This window comes from Legionella dresdenensis (assembly GCF_042649825.1).
Classification (GTDB): domain Bacteria; phylum Pseudomonadota; class Gammaproteobacteria; order Legionellales; family Legionellaceae; genus Legionella_C; species Legionella_C dresdenensis.
The window spans coordinates 36,885-62,330 of the sequence record NZ_JBHSAB010000006.1; the positions used below are offsets into that span (position 1 = coordinate 36,885).

The following is a 25,446-nucleotide window of genomic DNA, read 5'->3' on the forward strand; positions in this document are numbered from 1 at the left end:
TTATTGAAAATTAATTGATAAAATGTTAAATTATAATGAACTTAAAGTTGATAATGGTCGGGGTATGTATAATCTGGGACAAATTGCCTGTTTTCTTAAAGTTGCGGAGTTAAACAGCTTTTCCAACGCAGCTGAATCGTTGTTTTTAACAACTACCGCAGTTAGCAAGCAGATTAAAAATCTTGAACAGGCAATTGGCGAGCAGCTTTTTCAGCGCACTACACGACAGGTTAAGCTGACGGAGTTTGGGGTATTATTTTATGAGCGTTGTAAAACGATTGCCGAGCAAATTAATTCAATTGATTTGTTTATTGAATCGCAGAAAAAAAATCCGCAAGGCCAGTTGAATGTTCTGGTATCCACTATTACCTGTCGTGATATGGTATTGCAGTTTTTGCCGGAATTTATGACGTTATATCCCCTCATTGAATTGAATATAGATTTTTCAGAACAAGATGACCAACTTGCCCGCGGTGATCTTGATATTATGGTTGGTTTTCCACTTATTCCACCAGCAACGGACAGTTTGCGTTATCGCAAAATTTTTACGGTTAGCAATATTCTTTGTGCTTCGCCAGCTTTTGTTGAACGCTATGGTATGCCGGTCGATGCTGGAGATTTACCTCGTTATCCTGTCATTTCGCACAGTCTGCGAAAGCCGGCTCACTATTTGCCATTGGCTGATGGCGGACAACTCCCGACTGCAAATCCGATTTTATATATGAATAGCTTTGCTGAATTAAATCAGGCTTGTCTGGCAGGCATTGGCATGTTTCTGACTGGCGACAGTCTGGTTGAACATTGGCTTGATAGCGGTGAATTAATTCGATTGTTACCTCAATATGCATTCCGTTGTTACGACATTTATATTTTTTACCGGGCATATGATTTTGAATTGCCAAAAGTGAAGGTATTTATGGATTTTTTCACCGCCAGATTAGGGCAAAGAAGGTAGGATACGGTGTTTGGTTTTTGAAATTATAAGACTTTGCTTCTGACGTGAAAAAGCGCATAATAGGAGCTTTTTGATGAAAGAATAAAACCTGATGAAACAAATTGTTGAACAATTGCTTAATACTGCGCTGATTAAGCTTAAAAATGAAGGCGTCGTTCCTGTTGATCTGAGTCCGGAAATTAAAATTGAACGGACTAAAGACAGCAGTCATGGTGATTTTGCTACTAATTTGGCGTTAATGCTGGCAAAACCATGCGCAAAACAGCCGCGCCAGATTGCTGAATTGATTACTGCTGCCTTGGAAACAGACTCAGCATTGGAAAAAGTGGAAATTGCTGGCCCGGGTTTTATTAATTTCTTTATGCGCACTGATGCCCTTTCTCAAGTGATTACCACGGTCCTTAAGGATGGTGAAGCATACGGCCGCAGTAATATTGGCCATGGCCAGAAAGTCATTATCGAGTTTGTTTCTGCTAATCCAACCGGCCCGCTGCATGTAGGCCATGGCCGGGGGGCCGCTTTTGGCGCGACCTTGGGTAATCTGCTTGATGCTGCCGGTTTTGCGGTAAGCCGGGAATATTATGTTAATGATGCCGGCCGGCAGATGAATATTCTGGCTGCCAGCGTCTGGTTACGTTATTTGACCCTTGCCGGTGAAGAAATTGTTTTCCCTGCCAATGGTTATCGCGGCGATTATGTTAACGAAATTGCCAATCAGGTATTGCAGCAGCATGGCCGGAAATTTGTTCATCCCTGGTCTGCTGTCAGCGCGGGATTACCAGCCGATGAGCCTGAAGGCGGCGATAAAGAGCTCTATATTGACGCCATAATAACCCGCGCAGGCGAATTACTAGGGCCGGATGGATTTAAATTATTTCATAAGCAGGCACTGGATTCGGTATTGGATGATATTAAAGATGATCTGGGTGAGTTTGGCGTGCATTTTGATTGCTGGTTCTCTGAGCAGTCATTATTTGACAATGGCTCCGTAGAGAAAGGAATACAGGCGCTGAAAGACACTGGCCATACGTTTACGCAGGAAAATGCTTTATGGTTTAAAGCTACTGCTTTCGGCGATGAAAAAGACCGGGTTCTGATACGTGCTAACGGCCAAACTACTTATTTTGCCTCCGATGTTGCGTATCACTGGAATAAATATGATCGGGGCTTTAATCGTGTAATTGATATCTTTGGTGCGGATCATCATGGCTATGTGACCAGAGTGAAATCCTCAGTCAGAGCTTTGGGCCATGATGACAGTGCCATTGATGTCCTGTTGGTTCAATTTGCCATATTGTACCGTGACGGCCAGCGCGTGCAGATGTCTACCCGAAGCGGTTCGTTTGTAACGCTGCGTGAACTCAGGGAAGAGGTCGGCAACGATGCTGCACGCTTCTTCTATGTGATGCGTAAACCGGAACAACATATGGACTTTGATCTTGATTTGGCAAAGTCGCAATCAAGCGACAATCCGGTTTATTATATTCAGTATGCTCATGCCCGTATCAGCAGTGTGTTACGGCAATTAAACGAGCGCGGTTTAACCTGGGATCAGGATGCTGGCCTGGCAAATATCAATTTGCTTAACCAACCGCATGAAACTGCTTTAATTACGTTGCTCAGCCGTTATCCGGAAATTATTGCTGCGTCTGCATCGGTTTGTGAACCGCATCAGGTTGCCTATTTCTTACGGGAACTGGCTAATGGCTTACACAGCTATTACAATGCAGTGCAGCTATTATGCGAAGATATGGCATTGCGTAGCGCAAGGCTTTGTCTCTTAACCGCTGTGCGCCAGGTGTTAAGAAATGGCTTGAAATTGCTTGGCGTATCAGCCCCTGAGAGTATGTGATGGCAAGAGATTATGTGAGAAAAAGGCAAACACGGGAGCGCAGTAATGCGCCCAAGCAGTTTCTATTGGTAGTTGCCTCTTTTTTATGTGGTTATCTTGTTGCATCGGTTTTTGATTTTGCCAGTCTGACCTCCTGGGTTAATAAGCAGGTGCAGGAACATAGCGGCAAGCAAACACCGCAACAGCCGGTTGTTGCCAAAAAGCCTGAATTGCCCAAGCCTAAATTTGAGTTTTATACCTTGCTTGCCAAAGACAGTAAGACGCCGGTTAGCGCTTACCGCCCAGCGCCGCAAGCGCAGCACCAGGAGCCTGCAAAGGTGGTGCCGCCAAGCTCCGCAGCAGCAATCGCTCGGGCGCCCCAATCTGCCGTAGTCACAACGCAGCAGCCGCAAAAAGCAGCCGTTGCTGAAAGTAAACCTGTGCCGGTTCCAGCAGCAAAAGAATCCTATATGGTGCAAGTAGCGGCCTTTAATAAACGTCAGGATGCGGAACATCTTAAGGCATCACTGGTCATGCAGGGATTTGATGTCAGCATAGGTCAGATTAGCCAGCGTAATACTAATTGGTTCCGGGTAGTTATCGGCCCATTCCATTCTCGTGCTGACGCTGAAAAAGCACAGATTACAGTCGCCCGCAGCGAGCGCATGAAAGGCATGATCCGCAAAATGGATGCATAACACGTAGGTTGGGTCGTTTGACCCAACATTTTCTTGCCACGTAATCAAGATTTCTCTCGCTGGCAAATTCAGTGAGAGTAAGACTGCCTAGATCGCCAGGTTTCCTGGCACACTCTCAACAACAGGCTGATCCCTGGTTACCCGATTCCTGCGAAACCTGCCCAGGAAGAAATCAAAATTATGTTTAACACCTTCATCGTTAACCACAACGGGAACAGGTTTAGCTAAATCGTCCTGCTGCTGCTTAACGGGCAATAATATCTCTTGAGTTTTATTCCTGGCCAATCTGGCAGATACAAGAGAACTGGCAAGCAATATCAAAAAAGCGCCAGATAAGCCGATTGCCGATAAAGTACAAACACTACTAACCGCAGCGGCAGCGCCTGCTGTAAACGCAGCAATCGGTAAGGCCAGTCCGCCAGTTGCAATGGTAGTAACCAAAACACCGCAAATAAGCAAAACGCTTGCACCCAGCAGTAAGCCAATCGATAGATTGGAGGCCAGGAGTTTTTTCGGCCATGACGTGACTTTATCAAGGGCATTATCGATAGAAAGTTTGATCCGGTAAGAATTAAATAAAATAAACATTGTTGTCGCTAACATCACCGCCATAGGGATAAGCGGTGAAACTGCAACGCCAGCCACAGAAAAGCTTAAAATAAATGCCAGGAAAGCAATCGTACCCCAGGTTACAATCCATTTATTCTGCATCGTATTTTGCTGAAGAGAACGATTTAATTTATTGTGCTGGAATAAATAATCCAATGAACCGTTTAAACAGATATCTGTAAAAAAAGCCGATTTATCATTGGTGTCCATTGCGCAACTGACGCCGCCTTGTTCAGTTACCATCCGGCAGCAGGGCGCATCGTTTAAACCATCGCCTACAAACCAGATGTTTCCTGGTTTAATTTGGGGATCGCTCATCAGCAATTTTAAAAAATCTTCTTTATTTTTTGGCGTTTGGTCGCCATGAATATCCTTTATGTCAAACTGTTCACCAATATGTTGGTTAAATCCTTCGGCTGATTTGGAGTTGTCGCCCGTGAGCATAATAATTTTTTTGCCTTCACGCTTTAAATTGGAGAGCGCTTCCCGGATGCCTTTCCTGACTTCATGTTTAAAATAAATCACCCCCTGATATTGTCCATCCTGGGCGACATACACGGCTGAAAAACCCTGATTAATTTTACCCTGATCGATTTCAGGCACTATGATGTTATTATTTTTCAGATAATCAGCATTACCTATTTGAATCACTTTTTCCTGTACTATCGCAGTTAAGCCGCGATTCTCCGAATCAATCTGACCTCCTTTAACTTCATTAAAAAAGATATTGGCGCCGATATTCTCTTCATAATGTCTGGTAATTGCTTTCGCCAGTGGATGTTCTCTGCCGTAGGCTTTTTCTAATAAGTAAATTCTTTGCCAGATTGGCGAGCTAGCCGGAATATCCGATGAGTCAATCACGGAATTGCCGGTAGTTAATGTGCCTGTTTTATCAAACACAATGATTTTTATCTCAGCCGTTTGATTAGTGATAAGATTCTCATCACGCAAATGAATGCCTTTGCTGTTCCGGTGATGAAGGCTGATAAGGCCTGGCAACTGATGGGCAATGGCAATCGTGCAGGGGCAGATGGAAAACAGAATGCCGATGACATTCTGCAAGACCAGCGGCAATGTTACGATTCCAAAGGCGACTGGCGCAAGAATAGCGGTAATAATGCCGATAGCGACCAGAGCTGTATAAAGATAAACAAATTTGGGCACAGAACCCGCTGGTGCGGTATTTTTCGCCCGGTTTGAGCGGAATAGCAGACTGTTCACAGTGCTATGGTATGGACTTTTGGTAGCATAAACAGTGACCGGCTGGCTGAGATTAATTGCGCCTGCCGGAATCGTTTGCCAGCGTTGTTTGCGCTGTTGCGGTTCTCCGGTCAGTATTGAGGCATCGATAATGGTATTGCCGTGAACCAAAATACAATCAACAGGAAAACATTCTCCCGGTTTAACCTCAATAAGCATACCTTCGCGCAATAGCTTTTTTTGTTCTTCCTGCGTTTCATTGGCGGTTAATAATTTTGCAATCAGTTCCGAGTGATCAGTCGCTGAAGAGGCCCCAGATTGGAGAATAATTGCCATTTGCTCGGCCAGAAGCTTTGAATCTGTTTGCGATAATTGATAGCAACGGTATTTCTCCGACATTTGTGGAAATAGCGTTTTCAATCCGTTTAATTGCATCTTTCGCGATTTTTCCATAACCATACGTTTAATTTCATCCATGCCGTTGATGCAGGTTATCAATATAATCGGCATGATAAAGTTCATAAAAACCATAGAAAAGCTACTGGCCATAGGCATGCTGATAGTGTGATAAAGGGAATGGGCCAGCGATAAAAACCAGCCAAGGCTAATCGTACTTGTCATATTAGCCAGTTTGCCGGTGCGCAGATTTCGGAAAAAGTTAATCAGATATTCCCGTGCTGTGAAAGCGGTAATTAAAAAAGAAACGGTAATCAGAATCACTGATAATAAAATTGACGGCGGGAATGCCAATGCCAAAATTGTGATGGCGGTCATGGCAATCAGGTTGACTGTTATATTTATCCAATTAATTTTTCCTGATTTACTCTTATGATTCTCTTCCTGAGTATCAATGACCTCAAAAATTACGTCCTGCCTAATTCTCTCGGAAAGAATAGTGTTAAAATTTTCCACAGGCGTAAAATCGTCTGTCTCGCTTTCAATAGAAATCAGCAAACGATGAATACCGATACCGCCTGGTTCAGCATCCATATTGAGTCTGGCATCGTCAGGCAACAGTTTTTCAGCAATGCAGGCGCTGATACACGAATCTAACAAGCTCTTGATGGTTTTGCCGCAGCTCTCAAAACACATAATACCGGAAACAGCAAAATCGTCTTGAAAAAGGATTTTTTTCATACTAAATAGGGGGGATGAAAAAGCGATGGCTAATTTTAAAGTATTCAGTATTCAATGGCTATATTTAATCCTATTTCCTTACGCCCCTCCCGTATCGGGAGAGAGCCGGGGAGAGGGAAACCCTTGATTATGCGGTGCTGTACCAAATACCCCCTCTCCCGTATCGGGAGAGGGCTGGGGAGAGGGAAAACCCTTGATTATGCGGTGCTGTACCAATTAACGGGTTACTGCAACCTGAATATTAGCTGCATTTTTAACCGAATTCGGTTTACTGACCTTCACACTAACCGTTTCGACATGGAACTCGGATTTAACCAAAGCAGCAACTCTTTCAGCAACAGTTTCAATTAATTGAAAGCTGTTACTTTCAATATAATTGGTAATACACTCACACAAACGGGCATAATCAAGTGTTTTACTTAAATCTTCTTCACAGTTAGCGCAGTCGATCGGAATAACCAAATCAAGCAGTAATTTCTGATTGATATGCTGCTCCCATTCATAAGTACCAATGCGGGTTTCCACTGCCAAACCAGTAATGATTAAATTATCCATTAGTTACACCTGAAATAAAAAAATGGAGAATAACAGTTCAATTTCAATTCAGCAATTCCCGCCGTTATCCCCACTCTGTGAAATTTTAATAAAACCAATAACGGTGCTACAATGGCGCTAATTTTGTCTGTTATCCGATTTATGCTATGAACGACGCCAGTCAATCCACCTTCATGCGTGCATTGCGCCGTGAACCAGTAACCAGAACGCCCATCTGGCTAATGCGTCAGGCAGGGCGATATTTACCAGAGTACCGCGAGGTAAGAAAACAGGCTGGTGATTTTCTTAGCCTATGTAAAAATACTGAACTTGCCTGCGAGGTAACTTTACAACCATTACGTCGTTACGCACTTGATGCCGCTATCCTGTTTTCCGATATTTTAACAATTCCGGATGCCATGGGACTGGGGCTGTACTTTGCTGAAGGCGAAGGTCCTTGCTTTCATTATCCACTCCACGATAATCGCGCTATCGAGCAACTGATTGTTCCTGATGCAGAAACTGAACTGGCGTATGTAATGGACGCCGTCAGATTAATACGCCGTGAATTGCCCGCGCAATTACCATTAATTGGATTTTCCGGAAGTCCATGGACTTTAGCATGCTATATGGTTGAAGGACGCAGCAGCCGGCAATTTAATCGAATGATGGATTTGATCACCAGGCAACCAGAAATGGCCGATTTGCTGTTGGAAAAGCTGGCACACGCTGTCAGCAATTACCTACAGGCACAAATCAAAGCGGGCGCCAACGCGCTTATGATTTTTGATACCTGGGGCGGGCTGCTAAATACGCAACAATATAACCGGTTTTCACTCGCCTATATGAATAAAATCGTTGCTGCGATCAAAGGCTTCAGTGCACAGACGCCTGTAATTTTATTCACTAAGGGCGGCGGTGACTGGTTACAGGAAATGGCAGCGACTGGCTGTGACGGCTTAGGTATAGACTGGACTTGCAATATTGCAGAAGCGCGAAAACAGGTAGGCGATAAAGTAGCCTTGCAAGGGAATCTTGAACCCGGGATTCTGTTAACTGATCCTGATACAATTCAACAGCAGGTCAGGCAAATCTTAGCTGCTTATGGACAGGGCACAGGCCATATTTTTAATCTGGGACATGGCATTACACCGGATGTGCCGCCAGAGCATGTTAAAGCTTTGGTTGATGCGGTTCATGAATTCAGTCCCGCTTTTCACCAGAATACACGATGATAATTAAAAGCCAGTTCAAACCCGCATGGTGGCTCCCGGGCGCCCATGCGCAGACTATTTATGCGACCGTTGCCCGCAAGATTAAAGCACCAGTTGATCAGTATGAACGTATTGAGCTGCCTGACGGCGATTTTATTGATTTGGCCTGGTCAAAAAACGGCTTACCAGAAACTGCGCCATTAGTGATCGTGCTGCATGGTCTGGGTGGAAGCGTACAATCAAAATATGCTGCTGGTTTAATGCAACGGTTTAAGAAAGCTGGCTGGCGATCGGTTTTAATGCATTTTCGCGGTGCCAGTGCAGAACCAAATCGAATGGCCCGCGCCTATCATTCAGGCGATACGGCCGATGTAAATTATATTCTGAGTCTGCTTGCTGAACGTGAACCCAAAAGCCGCAAAGCCATTGTTGGCGTCTCATTAGGCGGTAATGTCTTGCTGAAATGGTTGGGCGAGTCTGGTAAACAGGATCTGGTAGATACTGCGATTGCTGTGTCTGTTCCGTTTGAATTGCGTCAGGTTGCCGAGCGTATTGGCACCGGGTTTTCAAAAATTTACCAAAGTTATCTGCTGCGTAAATTACGCAGGGTATTTATGAAAAAATCGGTTATCCTCGCAGAACAAGTACCGGAAATTCTGCATTATCTCAAGACCAGTCAATGCTTTTGGACCTTCGATGATAAAGTTACCGCCCCGTTACATGGTTTTAACAGCGCGCATCAATATTATCGCCTTTGCAGCTCACGCGGCTGGCTGAAAAAAATAGCGACCCCAACCCTGATTATTCATGCAGTTGATGACCCCTTCATGACACCGCAGGTAGTTCCAACTGAGGCCGAACTTTCGGAGCAGGTAACGCTGGAAATTAGCAGAACCGGCGGACATGTGGGTTTCATCAGCGGCAGCATACCAGGAAAACCGGTTTACTGGTTAGAACAACGCATCGTAAGCCATCTCACGGAAATTTTAAACAATCAAAAGTAGGTTGGGTCGTTTGACCCAACACAATCTGCCGTTTATTTTTCCCCAATTCTTAATCATAATAAGTCCTTGATTTATTAATTCAGGAACACAATTATGGATGTGAAAGCTGCGGTAGCTTATGCGGCAAATCAACCGCTGAGCATTGAAACAGTCAATTTGGAAGGCCCGCGTGCAGGAGAAGTTCTCATCGAGATCAAAGCGACAGGCGTCTGTCATACTGATGCGTATACTTTATCAGGTCTTGATCCGGAAGGATTGTTCCCGGCAATTCTAGGGCATGAAGGAGCGGGTGTGGTAGTTGAAACCGGGCCTGGAGTCCATTCGGTGAAGCCTGGCGATCATGTTATTCCACTTTATACGCCTGAATGCCGGCAATGTGAATATTGCTTGTCGCAAAAAACCAATTTATGTCAGGCGATCCGTGCCACCCAAGGGCAAGGCTTAATGCCGGATGGCAGTTCGCGCTTCAGTTTGCATGGCAAACCGCTGCTGCATTTTATGGGTACCTCCACCTTCGCCAATTACACCGTATTGCCGGAAATTGCTGTCGCTAAAATTCGGGAAGACGCGCCTTTTGAGAAAGTCTGCTACATTGGTTGTGGTGTAACAACCGGTATCGGGGCCGTAATTTATACAGCGAAAGTCCAGCCCGGCGCACGTGTTGTGGTATTTGGTCTGGGTGGCATCGGATTAAACGTTATCCAGGCCGCAAAAATGGTTGGCGCTTCGCAAATCGTAGGCGTTGATATTAATCCGGCGCGACGCCAGCTGGCAGAAAAACTGGGTATGACTGATTTTGTTAATCCTGTTGAAGTCGAGGAAGAATTGGTTCCTTACCTTGTTTCATTGACCAAAGGCGGAGCAGATTACAGTTTTGAATGTGTCGGCAACACCCAATTGATGCGTCAGGCTTTAGAGTGCTGCCATAAAGGTTGGGGGGTGTGCACCATTATCGGCGTTGCCGCCGCGGGGCAGGAAATTTCAACCAGACCTTTTCAATTAGTCACCGGCAGAGTCTGGCAAGGTTCTGCATTTGGCGGCGCACGCGGTCGTACTGACGTACCGAAAATTGTTGACTGGTATATGGATGGTAAAATTGTTATCGATGATTTAATTACCCATGTGATGCCGGTTGAAAAAATTAATGACGCGTTTGCCCTGATGCACAGCGGCGAGTCTATCCGCAGTGTTCTAACTTTTTGAGAGGGGGCAGGATGACTATCAACGTAGTGGAAGAGCACCGCTGTTTTGGCGGTACTCAATATGTTTACCAGCATGATGCCGAGAGTACGCAATGCCAGATGCGTTTTGCCGTTTATTTGCCGCCGGCGGCGGCAACAGCAAAAGTTCCTGCTGTTTTCTGGCTTTCGGGCTTAACCTGTTCAGAACAAAATTTTATTACCAAGGCCGGTGCGCAACGCATTGCCTCTGCCTTGGGATTGGCGTTGATTGTTCCAGACACCAGCCCGCGTAATGTTAATTTAAATAGTAATACTGAAAGCGATGTGGGAGAAGGCGCTGGTTTCTATGTGAATGCTACGCAAGCCCCTTGGGAAAAACATTATCAAATGTATCGTTATATCAGCCAGGAGTTACCCGGTTTAATTGCAGCACATCTTCCAATTGATACTGCCCGCCTGGCTATTTCCGGACACTCTATGGGTGGGCATGGCGCATTAGTAATTGCCTTGAGAAATCCTGAGCTTTTCCATTGTGTTTCGACATTTGCACCAATTTGTTCCTCTTCACGAAGCCCTTGGGGAAAAAAGGCGCTGACTGCCTATCTGGGCAATTCTGCCGAAGCCTGGCAAGATTACGATGCTTGCCATTTAATGGAAAAATACCCTTGGCCCAATGGCAAAATTCTGATTGACCAGGGCAGCCTTGATCCATTTCTCAAAACCGAGTTAAAACCGGAATTGTTTAAAAAAGCCTGTGATAAAGCCGGTGTTGAATTAAACTTGCGAATACAAAATGGCTATGATCACAGTTATTACTTTGTAGCCAGCTTTATTGAGGAGCACTTACGTGCCCATGCTCAATGTTTACAATGAAAAAAGTTGTTTAGCCGAGATGACATTATTTTTGTTTAAACTCTCGGCTTAACTGAATAGCCATTTCCAGGGATTGCTCATAATTCAATCTTGGATCGACCAGACTGTGGTAGGCATGTTTTAAATCCTGTTCATTTAAGCCGCGCGCGCCGCCAATACATTCCGTTACATTATCGCCGGTTAGTTCAAAATGAACCCCGCCCAGATAACTGCCCATTTGGCGATGGATAGTAACCGCTTGTTGCAGTTCTGACAGAATATTATCAAAATGGCGGGTTTTAATGCCATCGGTTGTTGTTTCAGTATTACCATGCATCGGATCGCAAGACCAGGTTACCGGAATTTTACTGTCTTGAACTGTTTTAATCAGTTCAGGCAACAGGTTGGCTATCTGTTTTGCTCCTAAACGGGTAATTAACAAAACACGGCCTTCTTCTCGGTCTGGGTTAATGGCATCGAGAATTTGGTTAAGCCATTCGGGTGTGGCGGTAGGGCCGACTTTTATCCCGACCGGGTTTTGGATTCCGCGTAAAAACTCAAGATGCGCACTATCGAGCTGGGCAGTCCGCATGCCAATCCACGGTAAGTGGGTGGACAAATCATACCAATGCTCGCCATTGGCCTGGCGGGTTAATGCTTGCTCATAATGAAGATGTAATGCCTCATGGGAGGTATAAAAATCAACCTTGCTAATGCTGCTGTTGCGGATACCATCAATCGATTCAAGAAATTCCAGTGAGTCGGCAATGGAATCAACAATGGCATTGTATTCTTCAGCCTGCGGCGAATGTTCAACAAAGCTGAGATCCCATTGTTGCGGGTGATTCAAATCTGCGAAGCCGCCAGTAACCAGAGCCCGAATGTAATTTAAAGTCATTGCCGCATGGCTGTAGCCTTTCAACAGTAATTTCGGGTTTGGGATGCGGGACTGCTCATCAAACTGGGGTGAATTGACCAGATCGCCTCGGTAGCTGGGCAGAGTAACGCCGTCAATTGTCTCTAAATCCGACGATCGTGGTTTGGCATATTGACCTGCAATACGGCCAACACGAATAATCGGTTTGCGCATACCATATAAAAGGATAAGACTCATCTGCAGGATAATTTTGATTTTATTGCTAATTATTTCTGAACGGCAGTCTTGAAATGATTCTGCACAATCTCCACCCTGTAAAATAAACGCTTCACCCCGGCCTGCCAGTGCAATCGATTTTTTCAGACTTTTGATTTCGTCGTGAGTCACCAGCGGCGGCAAGTGGCTTAATTGGTCAACAACCCGTGCCAATTGATTTTGATCAGGATATTGCGCTGCCTGCTGATAGGAAAACTGCTGCCATGAAGTTGGCGTCCACTTATGCATAACGAACCTTTCTGAAACACCTTTTCGCTAGTATGCTCTAAATAGTTAACGCTAGCAAGAGTAGCCTTGATGCAGCGCAGCGTAATCAAGGTTTTACATGCTCACATAAAACGAAATTCTACCTCAAGCCCTCAGTCCGACAACTACCGGTTCTATATTTTTCACCGGCTGGACTGGAACTGCAAATTTGGATTGAAAAAAGGCAGCGTCATGGTATTTTTCAACAGTCTGGATGATAAAAGCCTTATTGTCATCGGCTCTATAGATACGCTTTGAATCGATAATGATTTCCTGTAATTCCGGCTTTATTTCAGCTAATTGCTTCAGCGTCTCTGCATCAGGACTGGCCAGACAGTTTCGGCTGATATTAACGCACTTTGTTGTAGCTGGTATACACTGCAGTAAGGCCGCTATGCTCCAGTCGGGAGAGTCGCCAAAACCATTGGTAGTTAGCATCAGAGTAGGAGCTGATTGGGCTGCCAATATTTCAGTTAATTCGTCTGGCTTGAAATTGGCAAGACAATTATTACGCAAATCGAGTTTCTGAAGAGCAGGGAGTTTTTTAAATGCGTTTTTCACCTGATTTGCAGGATAGCTGGCCAAATCGTAAAATCCAAGACATAAAGATTCAAGGTTACGTGATATTTTGCTAAAAAAAGCAATCAATTCTTCTTCTGACCAGATGCTTCTTGGTGCATTTAAAGAAAGATCCAAATGTTTAATTGAGCTTTTGCTTAGAGTTTGAAATAAAGTATCTATCTCTTTAATAGACAAGCGTGATAATACGTTGTTAGTTAAATCCAGGGTTATGATATTGGAAGAAATTTTTTCCAGTAACGCGACAATTGTTTTAGGCTGCCTATACCCTAATCCAAAATTCTGCAAAGACAGCGCGCTTACCTGGCTGTCGCAATGTTCAACTTTGGCTATTAATTCTTCCTGAGTAAGAGTGTATGACATTTGATTCGTTAATACTAACCAGGCTTGTGACAACTTTGGTTTTTTAATTGAGATAAAGTTTGTTTTCATAACCGTCCCTGTAAAAAAATCAAATAAGCTAGCAGATTTTTGAGACAACATTCAATAGGTTAGAAATAAAATATATTGCAAACAAATGTTTCTTAATGAGTAGCCTTAATGCATGCCACGTTGTATGGAATATTGGAGAGCACATTTATTTAAATTAAAAATTCATCAATCAAAGTCTTGAAATTTGATTTTATAACACCATATTAATTAGCCAATGAATTTGGGAGTGCTAAATGAGCGACAAAAATACCAAAGACTGGAAAAGATTTAAAGAAGAGGCTGATCAGGATGAATTGTTGTCTGAAGAGGGAGAGACAACAGAACCTGAAATCAGGGAGTCCGCCCTGGAACATCCGGATTATGCCGCCCTGGAAGAAAAACTGACGCTGGCGGAGCAAAAGGCGCATGAGAACTGGGAAAAGTCAGTCCGTGCCGTTGCCGAGCTTGAAAATGTCAGACGGCGTGCAGAGCGTGATATTACTAATGCGCGCCTCTATGGCCAGGAAAAGATTATCAGCTCTTTATTGCCTGTGGCAGATAGCATTGAGCAGGCGTTGCAGCTGATTGATCCGGAAACGCACGCTGCAATGTACGAAGGTCTGCAGCTGACTAACAAGCTGTTTCTTGATGTACTGGAAAAAAATAATGTTCAGCAGCTTAACCCGCTGGGTGAGCCGTTTAATCCGCAAGAGCATGAAGCCATGTCTATGCAGGAGGCTGCCGACGCCATGCCTAATTCAGTCATTGCGGTATTTCAGAAAGGTTACAAACTCAATGATCGCGTGATTCGGCCGGCAAGGGTGATTGTGGCAAAAGCAAAATAGCGGAGCCCCTTGAAGTTTATTTGCGTACATATGGGTTGAATTTTGTAATTCTTACCCCATATGTCTAAACAAGATATTTTAATCTAATTTTTGGAGCACAAAAAACATGGCAAAAATTATTGGAATCGACTTAGGTACAACCAACTCTTGCGTCGCGGTAATGGAAGGCAATACGCCGCGTGTTATTGAAAATGCTGAAGGTAACCGTACTACGCCTTCAATCGTTGCGTATCTTCAAGACGGTGAGATTCTGGTTGGTAACCCTGCAAAACGTCAGGCAGTGACTAACCCTGACAATACGCTTTATGCGGTCAAACGCCTTATCGGCCGTACTTTTGCCGATCCGGTTGTGCAAAAAGACATTAAAATGGTGCCTTATAAAATTGTTAAGGCCGACAATGGCGATGCCTGGGTAAGAGCAAATAATCAGGATAAAGCGCCGCCGCAAATTTCTGCTGAAGTTTTACGTAAAATGAAAAAAACAGCCGAAGATTATCTTGGCGAAGAAGTGAAAGAAGCGGTTATTACTGTTCCTGCCTACTTCAACGACTCACAACGTCAGGCAACCAAAGATGCTGGCCGTATTGCAGGACTTGAAGTTAAACGTATTATTAACGAACCTACCGCTGCTGCACTTGCCTATGGTATGGATAAAAAACGCGGTGATTCTGTTATTGCTGTCTATGACCTAGGCGGCGGTACATTCGATATTTCAATTATTGAAATCGCGGAAGTTGATGGTGAGCACCAGTTTGAAGTATTGGCTACCAATGGCGATACTTTCCTCGGCGGTGAAGACTTTGACCTGGCTCTGATTGAGTACCTGGCGGCCGAGTTTAAAAAAGACACTGGCATTGATTTGCATAGCGATCCATTAGCATTACAGCGTTTGAAGGAAGCGGCTGAAAAAGCAAAAATCGAACTGTCTTCTGCGCAACAGACCGATGTTAATTTACCTTATATTACTGCTGATGCTTCAGGTCCTAAACATTTAAACCTGAAGTTAACTCGTGCCAAACTGGAATCACTGGTTGAAAGCCTGGTTGAGCGTTCAATTGAGCCATGTAAAACAGCCCTGAAAGACGCTGGTTTGAATATTTCTCAAATCAATGAAGTGATTCTGGTAGGCGGTCAGACCCGTATGCCTTTAGTCCAGAAAAAAGTCCAGGAATTCTTTGGCAAAGAGCCGCGTAAAGACGTTAACCCTGATGAAGCGGTTGCGGTTGGCGCTGCAATTCAGGCTGCTGTACTGTCAGGCGATGTAAAAGATATCCTGTTGCTGGACGTTACGCCGCTGTCATTAGGTATTGAAACGCTGGGCGGTGTCATGACTAAGCTGATTGAAAAAAATACCACTATTCCAACCAAGGCAAGCCAGGTATTCTCAACAGCTGACGACAACCAGACTGCAGTGACCGTCCATGTATTGCAAGGGGAACGTGAGCAGGCTTCTGCCAACAAATCGCTTGGCCGTTTTGACTTGGCAAATATTCCTTCTGCGCCCCGCGGCGTGCCGCAAATTGAAGTAACATTTGATATCGATGCCAACGGTATTTTGAACGTGTCTGCAAAAGACAAGGCAACCGGCAAAGCACAATCAATCGTTATTAAAGCATCAAGCGGTTTGAGTGATGCAGAAGTTGATGCCATGGTTAAAGATGCTCAGGCTCATGCTGAAGAAGATAAAAAATTCAAGGAAATGGCTGATATTCGCAATCAGGCGGACAGCTTAATTCATAACACTGAAAAATCATTGGCTGATCTGGCTGGTGAAATGGATGAAAATGAGAAGAAAGGCATCGAGTCTGCCATTGCCGAATTGAAAGAAGCGATCAAAGGCAGCGATAAAGCCCAGATCGAAGACAAGATTAAAGTTTTGTCTGAAGCCTCTGGAAAAATGGCTGAGCGCGTCTATGCTAAAAAAGCAGCAGAAGGACAGGCTGGCCAGGGCACAGATGCCGGACATGGCGAAAGCAGCAGTTCAAATGCTAATGCTAATGAAAGTGTTGTTGATGCTGAGTTTGAAGAAGTACAGGACGATAAAAAATAACAATCAGTACATGTCCTGAATAATTAAGGTGAGAGGGGTGGGATTCTGACTGCCCCTTTTTTATTATGTGCTGTCAAACTTTTATAATTATGCAATTGATAGCTTTTTTTGGTGCAAGTAGTCATGGGAAATCGGGATTATTACGAAGTATTAGGTATCAGCCGCGGTGCTGATGATAATGAAATTAAAAAAGCTTACCGCAAGCTGGCGATGAAATATCATCCTGATCGCAATCCGGGCGATAGCGCAGCCGAAGAACAATTCAAGGAAGTACAGAAAGCATATGCTGTGCTCTCTGATTCCAGCAAACGTGCCCGTTATGACCAGTTCGGTCATGCCGGCGTAGAAGGCGCTGCCGGCGGCGGAGGTTTTGGAGGTTTCGGCGGTTTTGGGGATGTCTTTGAAGATATTTTTGAAAATATCTTTAGCGGCGGCCGTGGCCAGGGCAGACAATCCCGCGGGCAACGCGGCGCTGATCTGCAGTATAATCTCCAACTGACCCTGGAAGAAGCCGCAAGCGGAAAACAGGTTGAAATTATTGTTCCCCGGCATGCAGCTTGTGGGCCCTGTGAAGGCAGCGGCGCGAAAAAAGGTTCAAAACCTTCCGAGTGTGAAACCTGTGGCGGTATAGGCCAGGTTCGTATTCAGCAAGGTTTTTTCTCAATTCAGCAAACCTGTCCCAGCTGTCATGGCGAAGGCCGGATTATCACTGATCCTTGCCCGTCTTGTCATGGCCAGGGGCGAGTTCGTGAAAGCAAAAAGCTCACGGTTAAAATTCCAGCCGGAGTTGACAATGGCGACAGAGTTCGTCTTGGCGGCGAAGGGGAAGCGGGTTCCCATGGCGGGCCAACCGGAGATCTGTATGTACAAATCAATGTGATGCAGCACAGCATTTTTGAGCGTCAGGACAGTGACTTGCATTGCGAAGTACCGATTAGTTTTGCTACTGCAGCACTGGGCGGATCGGTTGAAGTTCCAACGCTTGAAGGCCGTGTTACCCTTAAAATCCCGGCAGAAACCCAGACTGGCAAGGTCCTTCGCCTGCGCGGCAAAGGGGTTAAATCAGTCCGAGGCCACGGACCAGGTGATTTGTTATGCCATATTGTGGTTGAAACACCAGTCAATTTGTCGCGTGAACAAAAAGAACTGTTGACCAAACTGCAGGAATCATTAGACAGCAGTAAGAAAACGCATTCACCACGCACCACATCCTGGTTTGACGGTGTAAAAAAATTCTTTGAAGACATGAAATTTTAATCATATTCAGTTACAATTGCGAAATTTTATCGCAGACAAACTAATTACTGCTGTCTTTGCAATATGCAATAGCAGCAGTGCCTTGGAAGGGCTATTTCATGTTTAACAAACCAGCAATATTGGCTCTGTCAGACGGAACGGTGTATGAGGGTATTTCAATCGGCGCAAATGGCGATTGTGTCGGGGAACTGGTGTTTAATACCTCTATGACCGGATATCAGGAAATGTTGACCGATCCGTCATACGCCCGTCAGATTATCACGTTGACAACCGCCCATGTAGGAAACACAGGTTACAATGCAGAAGATAATGAATCGTCTAAAATCTGGGCATCCGGGTTGGTTATGCGTGAATGTTCCCTGATTCCCAGCAATTATCGCTCAAAAATGTCGTTGCCTGAGTGGTTGAAAAAACAGAATATTGTTGCGATTGCGCAAGTTGATACCCGGCATCTGACCCAGATCCTGCGTGATAAAGGCGCTTTGGGTGCCTGTATTAGCACTCAGGCTGATAAACCGGAACTGGCGCTGGAGAAGGCGCGTAATTTTCCCGGTTTAAACGGCGCTGATCTGGCAAGCGAAGTATCAAGGCAGGCCATTGAGCGCTGGGAAGAAGGGCGCGGAGAGTGGGGTGCGCCATCCCGACCCTTAAGGCACCACATTGTAGCTTACGATTTTGGCGTAAAAAGCATGCTGCTGCGCATTCTGCGTGATAAAGGATGCTATATTACCATTGTTCCGGCAAAGACACCGGCAGAAGACGTACTGGCATTGAAGCCGGACGGCGTGTTTTTGTCAAACGGCCCCGGCGATCCGCAGGCCTGTGATTATGCGATTGCAGCAACCCAGACCTTCTTACAGGCAGAACTGCCGATATTAGGTATTTGTCTGGGATTCCAGATTTTGGGTCTGGCCTGCGGCGCCAAGTCGCTTAAAATGAAATTTGGACATCATGGCTCCAATCATCCGGTACTGGAAACACAGGCGCCGAACAGAGTGTTTATCACCAGTCAGAACCATGGTTTTGCCATCGATGAAAAAACATTGCCCGATTGCCTTGAGGTAACTCATCGCTCTCTGTTCGATCAGAGCCTGCAGGGCATAAAACACCGATTTAAACCAGCCTTGGGTTTTCAAGGCCATCCAGAAGCAAGCCCTGGTCCCCATGATATTGAAGTTATTTTTGACCAGTTTATTACTATCCTTAACGCTAATGAACCAACAAGAGAGTGAATGTGAACAATTTCCATGTATTTACTTCTGAATCTGTTTCTGAAGGACATCCTGACAAGATTGCCGATCAGATATCTGATGCAATCCTTGACGCAATTCTGACCGAAGATCGTAAAGCGCGTGTTGCCTGCGAAACTTTTGTTAAAACCGGTATGGTAATTGTCGGCGGAGAAATAACAACGACTGCAACTATCCATGTGGAAGATATTGTACGCGAGGTTGTCCGGGATATTGGTTATAACAGTTCGGAAATGGGCTTTGACTGGGCTTCCTGCGCTGTATTATCAGCAATCGGCAAGCAGTCTCCCGATATTGCCCAGGGCGTCGATAATCAACAGACCCAAATTATGGGGGCGGGTGATCAAGGGTTAATGTTTGGTTATGCCAGCCGCGAAACCGATGTGTTTATGCCGGCTCCAATCGCTTATTCCCACCGCCTGATGGAAAGGCAGGCTTTGCTGCGTAAAAACAATCGACTGTCCTGGTTACGGCCGGATGCCAAATGCCAGCTGACAATGCGCTATGAGAATGGCAAGCCGATTGAAATTGATACCATTGTGTTTTCAACCCAGCACTCGCCAGATATCAGTCATAGCGACTTGTGCGAAGCGGTGCGCGAAGAAATTATAAAGCCGGTTTTGCCGGAACAGTGGCTGACTAAGGATACTCGTTATTTTATTAATCCTACCGGTCGTTTTGTTATCGGTGGTCCCCTGGGCGATTGCGGCCTGACCGGCCGTAAAATTATTGTCGACACTTACGGCGGAATGGCAAGACACGGCGGCGGCTGTTTTTCCGGTAAAGATCCTTCTAAAGTCGATCGCTCTGCTGCCTATGCCGCGCGTTATGTGGCCAAAAACCTGGTTGCGGCAGGAATCGCCGACAAGTGTGAAATTCAGGTTTCCTATGCAATAGGCGTCGCTGAGCCGACTTCAATCAGTATTGAAACCTACGGTACTGGAAAGCTGCCTGATGAGGTTATCATTGATTTGATTACTACAAACTTTGATTTAACTCCTCAGGGCATTATTGATCATCATGATTTGCTAAGACCAATTTACCGTCAAACAGCAACTTATGGGCATTACGGCCGTGATAACCTGCCATGGGAGCGTCTGGATCAGGTTGAAAAATTGAAAAAAGCGCTTTAATAACTATTTAAGGAATTCGATGAGCTCGACAACAGTTTTAACACGAAAAGCGACTACCGATTATAAAGTCGCAGATATGTCCCTGGCTTCCTGGGGACGCAAGGAAATTGCAATTGCCGAAACCGAGATGCCCGGCCTTATGGCTATCCGGGAAGAATTTGGCAGTGAAAAGCCGCTCAAAGGCGCCCGTATTGCTGGCTGCCTGCATATGACCATTCAGACAGCCGTACTGATTGAAACATTAATTGCGCTTGGTGCGGAAGTTCGCTGGTCATCATGCAATATATTTTCTACTCAGGATCACGCGGCGGCTGCAATTGCTGCAGCAGGTATTCCTGTTTTTGCCTGGAAAGGGGAAACGGAGGAAGAGTACTGGTGGTGTGTAGAACAAACTATAACCGGTCCTGATGGCTGGGCGCCTAACCTGTTGCTGGATGACGGCGGTGATTTAACCCAACTGATGCATGAAAAATACCCGGCAATGCTGCAGGATATTAAAGGCGTTTCTGAAGAAACAACTACCGGTGTTGCCCGTCTGTATGATATGGCCAAACAAGGTAGTCTGAAAATCCCTGCTATCAATGTGAACGATGCTGTTACCAAATCAAAATTCGATAATCTGTACGGTTGCCGTGAGTCACTGCTTGATGGCGTGAAACGGGCTACCGATGTGATGATCGCGGGTAAAGTCGCTCTGATTCTCGGCTATGGCGATGTGGGTAAAGGATGTGCTCAGGCTTTACGTGGCCAGGGTGCAACTGTCTGGGTCAGTGAAATCGATCCGATTTGTGCCTTACAGGCTGCCATGGAAGGATACCGGGTTGTTACGCTGGATGAGGTTGCAGAGCAGGTTGATATTATCGTAACCGCAACTGGCAATTACCATGTTGTAACCCACGAACATATGCTGAGATTACGTAATCAGGCTATCGTATGCAATATTGGCCACTTTGATTCTGAAATTGATATCAACAGTCTGAGACAATATCAATGGGAAAATATCAAACCGCAGGTCGACCATGTGATTTTCCCCGACGGCAAGCGAATTATTGTATTGGCAGAAGGTCGTCTGGTGAATCTCGGTTGTGCGACAGGACACCCAAGCTTTGTTATGTCAGCGTCATTTACCAATCAGGTGTTGGCTCAGATCGAGCTCTACAAAAATGCCGCCAGTTACGATAATCAGGTCTATGTCCTTCCCAAGCATCTCGATGAAAAAGTTGCTCGCCTGCACCTGAAACGCATAGGCGCCAAGCTGACAAAGCTAAGCAAAGCGCAAGCAGACTATATCGGCGTCAACGTTAACGGCCCCTACAAACCAGAGCATTACCGCTATTAAAACCAGCGCAGGTTGGGCTAAACAAAGTGTAGCCCAACACTCCCTCTCATGCATTTCTCTAGCTCCCATCATAAATATCCTGCATAATGCAGCAGCATTTATTGAGTATAAGGAGATGAGAAATGCGTTACCATACCGGGCTTGGACTAGCTCTTTTTATGTTGGCTCAAGCGGCAACTGGCGGTGAAAATCAAGAGTCACTGCGAGTGATTGTAAAAAGTACACCTCAGGCAATGAATTTAATGACCAGACCTGCTCTGGAAAAACAATTTAATATCCACATTAGTACAATGACGCCAATAGCTGGCGGCGCTTATGTTATCGTCGTCAACAAACCCAAAGCGCTGGACGGGCAAAAAGCAATGACTGCATTGCTCAAACAACTTAATAACAGCCAAGAGTTCGCCTATGCAGTAGAAGATCGCAAAGGGCATTTCAAACCAGTTCCCCAGCCACAGTCAGTAAAAGATATGAAAGACGCCATAGAGCTTTCGCATTATCTGCAATGGGATGAATTTATTGCACCTGCAGGCGTTATGCTGGAATCAGCTGCCGGACGACGTGATGGTGCCTGGATGTATACGACTGGTGAGGCAACAGAACCTGTTGTTGTTGCAGTACTTGATACGGGAATTGCAACTAATCCCGCAATTTATGACAATCTGGTTAAAGATGAAAATGGCAAACTCTGGGGATGGAATTTTGCTGCGAACAATCGCGATATCTACGATGAAACGGGTTCCTATCATGGTACGCATGTATCTGGAACAATTGCCGGCTTCAGCCGGGAAATGACCGGCATTGGCCAAAATCTCAAAGTATTGCCGGTTAAAATCCCCGATGCCAGCGGCATGTTTTACGAGAGCCAGGTAATCAATGGAATTTATTGGTCGGTTGGCGGTAAGGTTCCTGCCGTGCCCGATAATATTTATCCGGCCAAAGTATTAAATATGAGCTTTGGAGTTGATGAAAGACCGGGTAAAGAAAAGGAGATTTGTGATCCGGCCTTACAAGATGCAGTCGATTATGCACGAGCACAGGGCGCTGTGTTAATGGCGGCAGCCGGTAATGATAACCGTTACCAGCATTTTAATGCACCGGCAGCCTGTGAGCGCGTCATGGTCGTTGCCGCAACGGGTCCTGAGGGTTTGCGCTCCTACTATTCTAACTACGGTCCCGGCGTAAGCTTCGCGGCTCCAGGCGGAGATCTGCGCTACGGCAAAGTAGGGGGGATTCTGTCAACTGTTAATGAGTACGGCGGCTACAATCATTCTGGCTTTGATTTCTATCAGGGTACCAGCATGGCCACTCCTCATGCAGCAGGGATTGCCGGGCTGATTTACGCAATAACCAATAATCAGATTACCCCGGAACAGGTTGAACAGCTTATGCTAAACTCCGTTCATCCATTTGGCGAAAGCAGTGATCCGGATAAATCCTGTAAAGGCAGAAAAAGTTGCGGAAAAGGCATTCTCGATGCTGATAAAGCAGTACGTACGGCATTAAGCGGGGCATGGAAATAATACTTGGGTTGGGTCGTTTCTGACCCAACATGACTTCGAAGAACTCTACTCAACAGGCTTTTCTAACCAACCATTAAGCACATCAATAATCTTTCGTGCCTGATCTTCGCTTGAAATATTAAACTTGGATTTCATCCAATACTGATTATTGCGCTTCTGATAACGTCTGATGGAATACTTTACTGCACCATAAGCCTGTTTGGCATTATCCCAATCCTGATAACGGAACATTATAGTAGTCCACGCACCCTTGGATAATACATGCTTGTCCAGCTCACGTACCGTTTCTGTGCCATCATCCGAATAGGCAATCGTTAAATCATCGATATTTTCACTCATTAAACTGCTCTCTGTTTCAAATTAATCGATGGATTGTAGTTTGCCGTCAACAAATGTCAAGCTCATCGGTGATTGATATTGGCTAGCCTGATAAACCCAGATTTGCGGTTTATTCCGGCTGGGAACAGGTTGATAGATAAATGTCCGGTTGATTAGGGACGGAGTTCCACAGGCGCCATAGACCATGCCTACCTGATCGCCAACCTGAATATTAGTTCCACGGCAAACAGAGAATGCATTGACGTCAGTACCGTTAATTCTTATTGCTTTGACTTTATTATCAACAATATCCGTCTCTACTTTAACTCCGCCCCCGCTATTACCGCCGAAAGGCTTGTATCCGCTTCGGTTGGGATTACCAATACCGATAGGGATCGCCCAAACGCCATAAAAAGCTCTGTTTGCGCCTTGATTATTAAAATAAAGTTGCAACATGGGAACCTGAACCATAACCGGCTTGTTTGATTCCTGTTTACTTAACGGTTGGCCGCAAGCCGCGACAACCTGAGCCTCTGTCATCCCGACATTAATATAACCATGGTTTTGCGGACAATAGATTGATTGCGCCGCCCATAAAAAACAGGGCAACAACATTAAAGCGGTAATAGCCATACGTTGTTTCATGATCTGCTCCCTGCCAACTCGATATTGTGTGCTGCAACATATATAAAGCAAAGTATATACCCAAACAGCGAGTGTAGCGAATTCAGTCCTGTATCGACTACATAAACATTACCGGCAAAGAGCCCCTGATAAACAAGGTAATCACTTTCAGCATAATCAAAACAATATAAGGCCCAAAGTCAAATCCGGAAATATTGGGTACAATCCGTAACCCCAACTTAATCAAGGGTGCTGTAATTAGCATTACAATATCGATTACCGGGTGGTGTTGGTATTGAGTATTGAAAAAACTGATAATGATGCGGATTAACAAGGCATAAAACAGAATATCCAATGGCTGGATGATTAAATCCGCTGCGACATAAAGCAGTAAATAGAGTGGCGGCATCAAAATTTTTAATGCGATGAGTCCTAATAGCAGAAATTTTATTATTTCCACGACTATGATCAATCCCAGGCAGCACCAGTCATACTGCGGTAATCGCTTTTTACCACGATAAACGAGCCGTTCTATAGGATTCACAAGCGGGTCGCTTAAGGTAAAAATTAACCGGCCGAATGGATGCAGGCTGCTTACCCGATAGTAGCGCAGGAATATGCGTAACCAGAGTAAATAGATAATCAGACTGAAAATAGTATTAAAAAGAAAAGCACCCGCTATATAAAATCCTGACATATTAATTACTCTCTGAATTATGTTCTTGTCCCAGTTCTACCGCCCGATTACAGGCCGCTTTAACGGCGCCGGTTATCGTCTGTTTAAACTGATGTTGTTCAAAAAAATGAATGGCAGCTTCAGTAGTGCCTGCCGGAGAAGTCACTTGTTGGCGTAGCTCCTGAGGCGACAGGTTACTTTTACGTAGTAATTCAACCGCGCCTGATAACGTTTGTAAAGAAAAATCGCGTGCCTGCTCAGGGGGAATCCCCAATTTTTCCGCTGTTGCGATCATCGCTTCCAGATATAAAAAAACATACGCCGGGCCGCTGCCCGAAACCGCGGTATAAGCATTCATTAACCGTTCATCGTCAACCCAAGTGGTAATGCCTGTCGATTGAAATAAGGTTTCCAGCCATTGTTTTTGTTCCGCAGTCACATGCGGGTTAGCCAGCAAGGGCGTCGCACCACAACCAACAGCAACCGGGGTATTAGGCATGGCACGGACAATCGCCTGCTGGTGTCCGCACAGGCTCTCCAGGCGCTTAAGGGTGATACCGGCTGCAAGTGATAGCAATACGCTGCGATCTGATAATAAGGGGACAATTTCAGCGACAACCTGGTTAATCTTCGCCGGTTTTACTGCCAGAATGACAATGTGTGCCTGATGGATAAATTTTTTATTGTCATAATGGGTGGTAATGCCTGATTCGGCTTTTGGAGTCAGTGACGGTGAGGAGGCAAAAAGCTCGATACTGTTGATCTGCTTTAGCTGAGCCGCGATTGCCTGCGCCATATTGCCATAACCAATAAAACAAACTTTCATA

22 protein-coding genes are annotated in these 25,446 nt (G+C 45.3%); 14 read left to right on the plus strand and 8 right to left on the minus strand.

The window, feature by feature from the left end:
- Positions 1–22 precede the first annotated feature (22 nt).
- The 3 genes from ACFORL_RS05450 (at position 23) to ACFORL_RS05460 (ending at position 3,484) form a co-directional block, all read left to right on the plus strand.
- Positions 23–955: a LysR family transcriptional regulator gene (locus ACFORL_RS05450; protein ID WP_382341883.1), complete on the plus strand. Its 933-nt coding sequence runs from the start codon at positions 23–25 to the stop codon at positions 953–955.
- Positions 956–1,046: 91 nt separating this feature from the next.
- A complete protein-coding gene (gene argS, locus ACFORL_RS05455; RefSeq protein WP_382341885.1) occupies positions 1,047–2,807 on the plus strand; it encodes an arginine--tRNA ligase in 1,761 nt (586 codons plus the stop codon).
- Positions 2,808–2,821: 14 nt separating this feature from the next.
- A complete protein-coding gene (locus tag ACFORL_RS05460) occupies positions 2,822–3,484 on the plus strand; it encodes an SPOR domain-containing protein (RefSeq protein ID WP_382341887.1) in 663 nt (220 codons plus the stop codon).
- Between the two features lie 87 nt (positions 3,485–3,571).
- Here the strand turns inward: ACFORL_RS05460 and ACFORL_RS05465 are convergent, their stop codons facing one another.
- Both ACFORL_RS05465 and folB read right to left on the minus strand, forming a co-directional pair.
- On the minus strand, positions 3,572–6,430 hold the full coding sequence (locus ACFORL_RS05465) for an HAD-IC family P-type ATPase (protein WP_382341889.1): 2,859 nt from the start codon (positions 6,428–6,430) through the stop codon (positions 3,572–3,574).
- Between the two features lie 216 nt (positions 6,431–6,646).
- Entirely contained in the window at positions 6,647–6,985 is a 339-nt protein-coding gene (folB, locus tag ACFORL_RS05470; RefSeq protein WP_382341891.1) for a dihydroneopterin aldolase, read from the minus strand.
- 146 nt (positions 6,986–7,131) lie between these two features.
- On the opposite strand from folB, the gene hemE reads away from it, so the two are divergent.
- The 4 genes from hemE to fghA all read left to right on the plus strand — a co-directional run bounded on the left by hemE (position 7,132) and on the right by fghA (position 11,236).
- The gene (gene hemE, locus ACFORL_RS05475) at positions 7,132–8,199 is read left to right on the plus strand and encodes a uroporphyrinogen decarboxylase (RefSeq protein WP_382341893.1); all 1,068 of its coding nucleotides are present in this window, start codon (positions 7,132–7,134) and stop codon (positions 8,197–8,199) included.
- Positions 8,196–9,182, plus strand: a complete 987-nt coding sequence (locus ACFORL_RS05480) for a hydrolase (RefSeq protein ID WP_382341895.1) — start codon at positions 8,196–8,198, stop codon at positions 9,180–9,182. The genes hemE and ACFORL_RS05480 overlap by 4 nt, the downstream gene beginning before the upstream one ends.
- 93 nt (positions 9,183–9,275) lie before the next feature.
- Entirely contained in the window at positions 9,276–10,385 is a 1,110-nt protein-coding gene (locus tag ACFORL_RS05485; RefSeq protein ID WP_382341897.1) for an S-(hydroxymethyl)glutathione dehydrogenase/class III alcohol dehydrogenase, read from the plus strand.
- 11 nt (positions 10,386–10,396) lie between these two features.
- Entirely contained in the window at positions 10,397–11,236 is an 840-nt protein-coding gene (fghA, locus tag ACFORL_RS05490) for an S-formylglutathione hydrolase (RefSeq protein WP_382341899.1), read from the plus strand.
- Positions 11,237–11,261: 25 nt separating this feature from the next.
- Here the strand turns inward: fghA and ACFORL_RS05495 are convergent, their stop codons facing one another.
- Together ACFORL_RS05495 and ACFORL_RS05500 are read right to left on the minus strand one after the other, a co-directional pair.
- The gene (locus ACFORL_RS05495) at positions 11,262–12,596 is read right to left on the minus strand and encodes a class II 3-deoxy-7-phosphoheptulonate synthase (RefSeq protein ID WP_382341901.1); all 1,335 of its coding nucleotides are present in this window, start codon (positions 12,594–12,596) and stop codon (positions 11,262–11,264) included.
- A gap of 123 nt (positions 12,597–12,719) precedes the next feature.
- Positions 12,720–13,625, minus strand: a complete 906-nt coding sequence (locus tag ACFORL_RS05500) for a hypothetical protein (RefSeq protein ID WP_382341903.1) — start codon at positions 13,623–13,625, stop codon at positions 12,720–12,722.
- Between the two features lie 233 nt (positions 13,626–13,858).
- Here ACFORL_RS05500 and grpE point away from each other — a divergent pair, with 233 nt between their 5' ends.
- The 7 genes from grpE (at position 13,859) to ACFORL_RS05535 (ending at position 23,001) form a co-directional block, all read left to right on the plus strand.
- Positions 13,859–14,449 (plus strand): nucleotide exchange factor GrpE, encoded by a 591-nt coding sequence (gene grpE / locus ACFORL_RS05505; RefSeq protein ID WP_382341905.1) that lies wholly within the window; start codon positions 13,859–13,861, stop codon positions 14,447–14,449.
- A 106-nt stretch (positions 14,450–14,555) separates the two neighbouring features.
- A complete protein-coding gene (gene dnaK, locus ACFORL_RS05510) occupies positions 14,556–16,499 on the plus strand; it encodes a molecular chaperone DnaK (protein ID WP_382341907.1) in 1,944 nt (647 codons plus the stop codon).
- A 123-nt stretch (positions 16,500–16,622) separates the two neighbouring features.
- Positions 16,623–17,756 carry a molecular chaperone DnaJ gene (gene dnaJ / locus ACFORL_RS05515; RefSeq protein WP_382341909.1) on the plus strand — a complete coding sequence of 378 codons (1,134 nt, stop codon included), beginning with the start codon at positions 16,623–16,625 and terminating at the stop codon, positions 17,754–17,756.
- 98 nt (positions 17,757–17,854) lie between these two features.
- A complete protein-coding gene (gene carA, locus ACFORL_RS05520) occupies positions 17,855–18,988 on the plus strand; it encodes a glutamine-hydrolyzing carbamoyl-phosphate synthase small subunit (protein ID WP_382341911.1) in 1,134 nt (377 codons plus the stop codon).
- Between the two features lie 2 nt (positions 18,989–18,990).
- Positions 18,991–20,139 carry a methionine adenosyltransferase gene (gene metK, locus ACFORL_RS05525; protein WP_382341913.1) on the plus strand — a complete coding sequence of 383 codons (1,149 nt, stop codon included), beginning with the start codon at positions 18,991–18,993 and terminating at the stop codon, positions 20,137–20,139.
- 19 nt (positions 20,140–20,158) lie between these two features.
- Entirely contained in the window at positions 20,159–21,478 is a 1,320-nt protein-coding gene (gene ahcY, locus ACFORL_RS05530; protein ID WP_382341915.1) for an adenosylhomocysteinase, read from the plus strand.
- Between the two features lie 122 nt (positions 21,479–21,600).
- A complete protein-coding gene (locus ACFORL_RS05535; RefSeq protein ID WP_382341917.1) occupies positions 21,601–23,001 on the plus strand; it encodes a S8 family serine peptidase in 1,401 nt (466 codons plus the stop codon).
- Between the two features lie 45 nt (positions 23,002–23,046).
- On the opposite strand, the gene ACFORL_RS05540 is transcribed toward ACFORL_RS05535, so the two are convergent.
- The 4 genes from ACFORL_RS05540 to proC form a co-directional block, all read right to left on the minus strand.
- Entirely contained in the window at positions 23,047–23,340 is a 294-nt protein-coding gene (locus tag ACFORL_RS05540) for a hypothetical protein (RefSeq protein ID WP_382341919.1), read from the minus strand.
- Between the two features lie 21 nt (positions 23,341–23,361).
- Positions 23,362–23,964: a DUF2845 domain-containing protein gene (locus ACFORL_RS05545; RefSeq protein ID WP_382341921.1), complete on the minus strand. Its 603-nt coding sequence runs from the start codon at positions 23,962–23,964 to the stop codon at positions 23,362–23,364.
- Between the two features lie 97 nt (positions 23,965–24,061).
- Positions 24,062–24,640 (minus strand): YggT family protein, encoded by a 579-nt coding sequence (locus tag ACFORL_RS05550; RefSeq protein WP_382341923.1) that lies wholly within the window; start codon positions 24,638–24,640, stop codon positions 24,062–24,064.
- A 1-nt stretch (position 24,641) separates the two neighbouring features.
- Positions 24,642–25,445 carry a pyrroline-5-carboxylate reductase gene (gene proC, locus ACFORL_RS05555; protein ID WP_382341924.1) on the minus strand — a complete coding sequence of 268 codons (804 nt, stop codon included), beginning with the start codon at positions 25,443–25,445 and terminating at the stop codon, positions 24,642–24,644.
- Position 25,446: the final 1 nt, after the last annotated feature.

What these genes read in the sequence shown, in the direction of transcription:
- ACFORL_RS05450 (WP_382341883.1), top strand. Translation starts at nt 23, where the DNA reads ATGTTAAATTATAATGAACTTAAAGTTGATAATGGTCGGGGTATGTAT.
- argS (WP_382341885.1), top strand. Translation starts at nt 1,047, where the DNA reads ATGAAACAAATTGTTGAACAATTGCTTAATACTGCGCTGATTAAGCTT.
- ACFORL_RS05465 (WP_382341889.1), bottom strand. Translation starts at nt 6,430, where the DNA reads ATGAAAAAAATCCTTTTTCAAGACGATTTTGCTGTTTCCGGTATTATG.
- folB (WP_382341891.1), bottom strand. Translation starts at nt 6,985, where the DNA reads ATGGATAATTTAATCATTACTGGTTTGGCAGTGGAAACCCGCATTGGT.
- hemE (WP_382341893.1), top strand. Translation starts at nt 7,132, where the DNA reads ATGAACGACGCCAGTCAATCCACCTTCATGCGTGCATTGCGCCGTGAA.
- ACFORL_RS05480 (WP_382341895.1), top strand. Translation starts at nt 8,196, where the DNA reads ATGATAATTAAAAGCCAGTTCAAACCCGCATGGTGGCTCCCGGGCGCC.
- ACFORL_RS05485 (WP_382341897.1), top strand. Translation starts at nt 9,276, where the DNA reads ATGGATGTGAAAGCTGCGGTAGCTTATGCGGCAAATCAACCGCTGAGC.
- fghA (WP_382341899.1), top strand. Translation starts at nt 10,397, where the DNA reads ATGACTATCAACGTAGTGGAAGAGCACCGCTGTTTTGGCGGTACTCAA.
- ACFORL_RS05495 (WP_382341901.1), bottom strand. Translation starts at nt 12,596, where the DNA reads ATGCATAAGTGGACGCCAACTTCATGGCAGCAGTTTTCCTATCAGCAG.
- ACFORL_RS05500 (WP_382341903.1), bottom strand. Translation starts at nt 13,625, where the DNA reads ATGAAAACAAACTTTATCTCAATTAAAAAACCAAAGTTGTCACAAGCC.
- grpE (WP_382341905.1), top strand. Translation starts at nt 13,859, where the DNA reads ATGAGCGACAAAAATACCAAAGACTGGAAAAGATTTAAAGAAGAGGCT.
- dnaK (WP_382341907.1), top strand. Translation starts at nt 14,556, where the DNA reads ATGGCAAAAATTATTGGAATCGACTTAGGTACAACCAACTCTTGCGTC.
- dnaJ (WP_382341909.1), top strand. Translation starts at nt 16,623, where the DNA reads ATGGGAAATCGGGATTATTACGAAGTATTAGGTATCAGCCGCGGTGCT.
- carA (WP_382341911.1), top strand. Translation starts at nt 17,855, where the DNA reads ATGTTTAACAAACCAGCAATATTGGCTCTGTCAGACGGAACGGTGTAT.
- ahcY (WP_382341915.1), top strand. Translation starts at nt 20,159, where the DNA reads ATGAGCTCGACAACAGTTTTAACACGAAAAGCGACTACCGATTATAAA.
- ACFORL_RS05535 (WP_382341917.1), top strand. Translation starts at nt 21,601, where the DNA reads ATGCGTTACCATACCGGGCTTGGACTAGCTCTTTTTATGTTGGCTCAA.
- ACFORL_RS05540 (WP_382341919.1), bottom strand. Translation starts at nt 23,340, where the DNA reads ATGAGTGAAAATATCGATGATTTAACGATTGCCTATTCGGATGATGGC.
- ACFORL_RS05545 (WP_382341921.1), bottom strand. Translation starts at nt 23,964, where the DNA reads ATGAAACAACGTATGGCTATTACCGCTTTAATGTTGTTGCCCTGTTTT.
- ACFORL_RS05550 (WP_382341923.1), bottom strand. Translation starts at nt 24,640, where the DNA reads ATGTCAGGATTTTATATAGCGGGTGCTTTTCTTTTTAATACTATTTTC.
- proC (WP_382341924.1), bottom strand. Translation starts at nt 25,445, where the DNA reads ATGAAAGTTTGTTTTATTGGTTATGGCAATATGGCGCAGGCAATCGCG.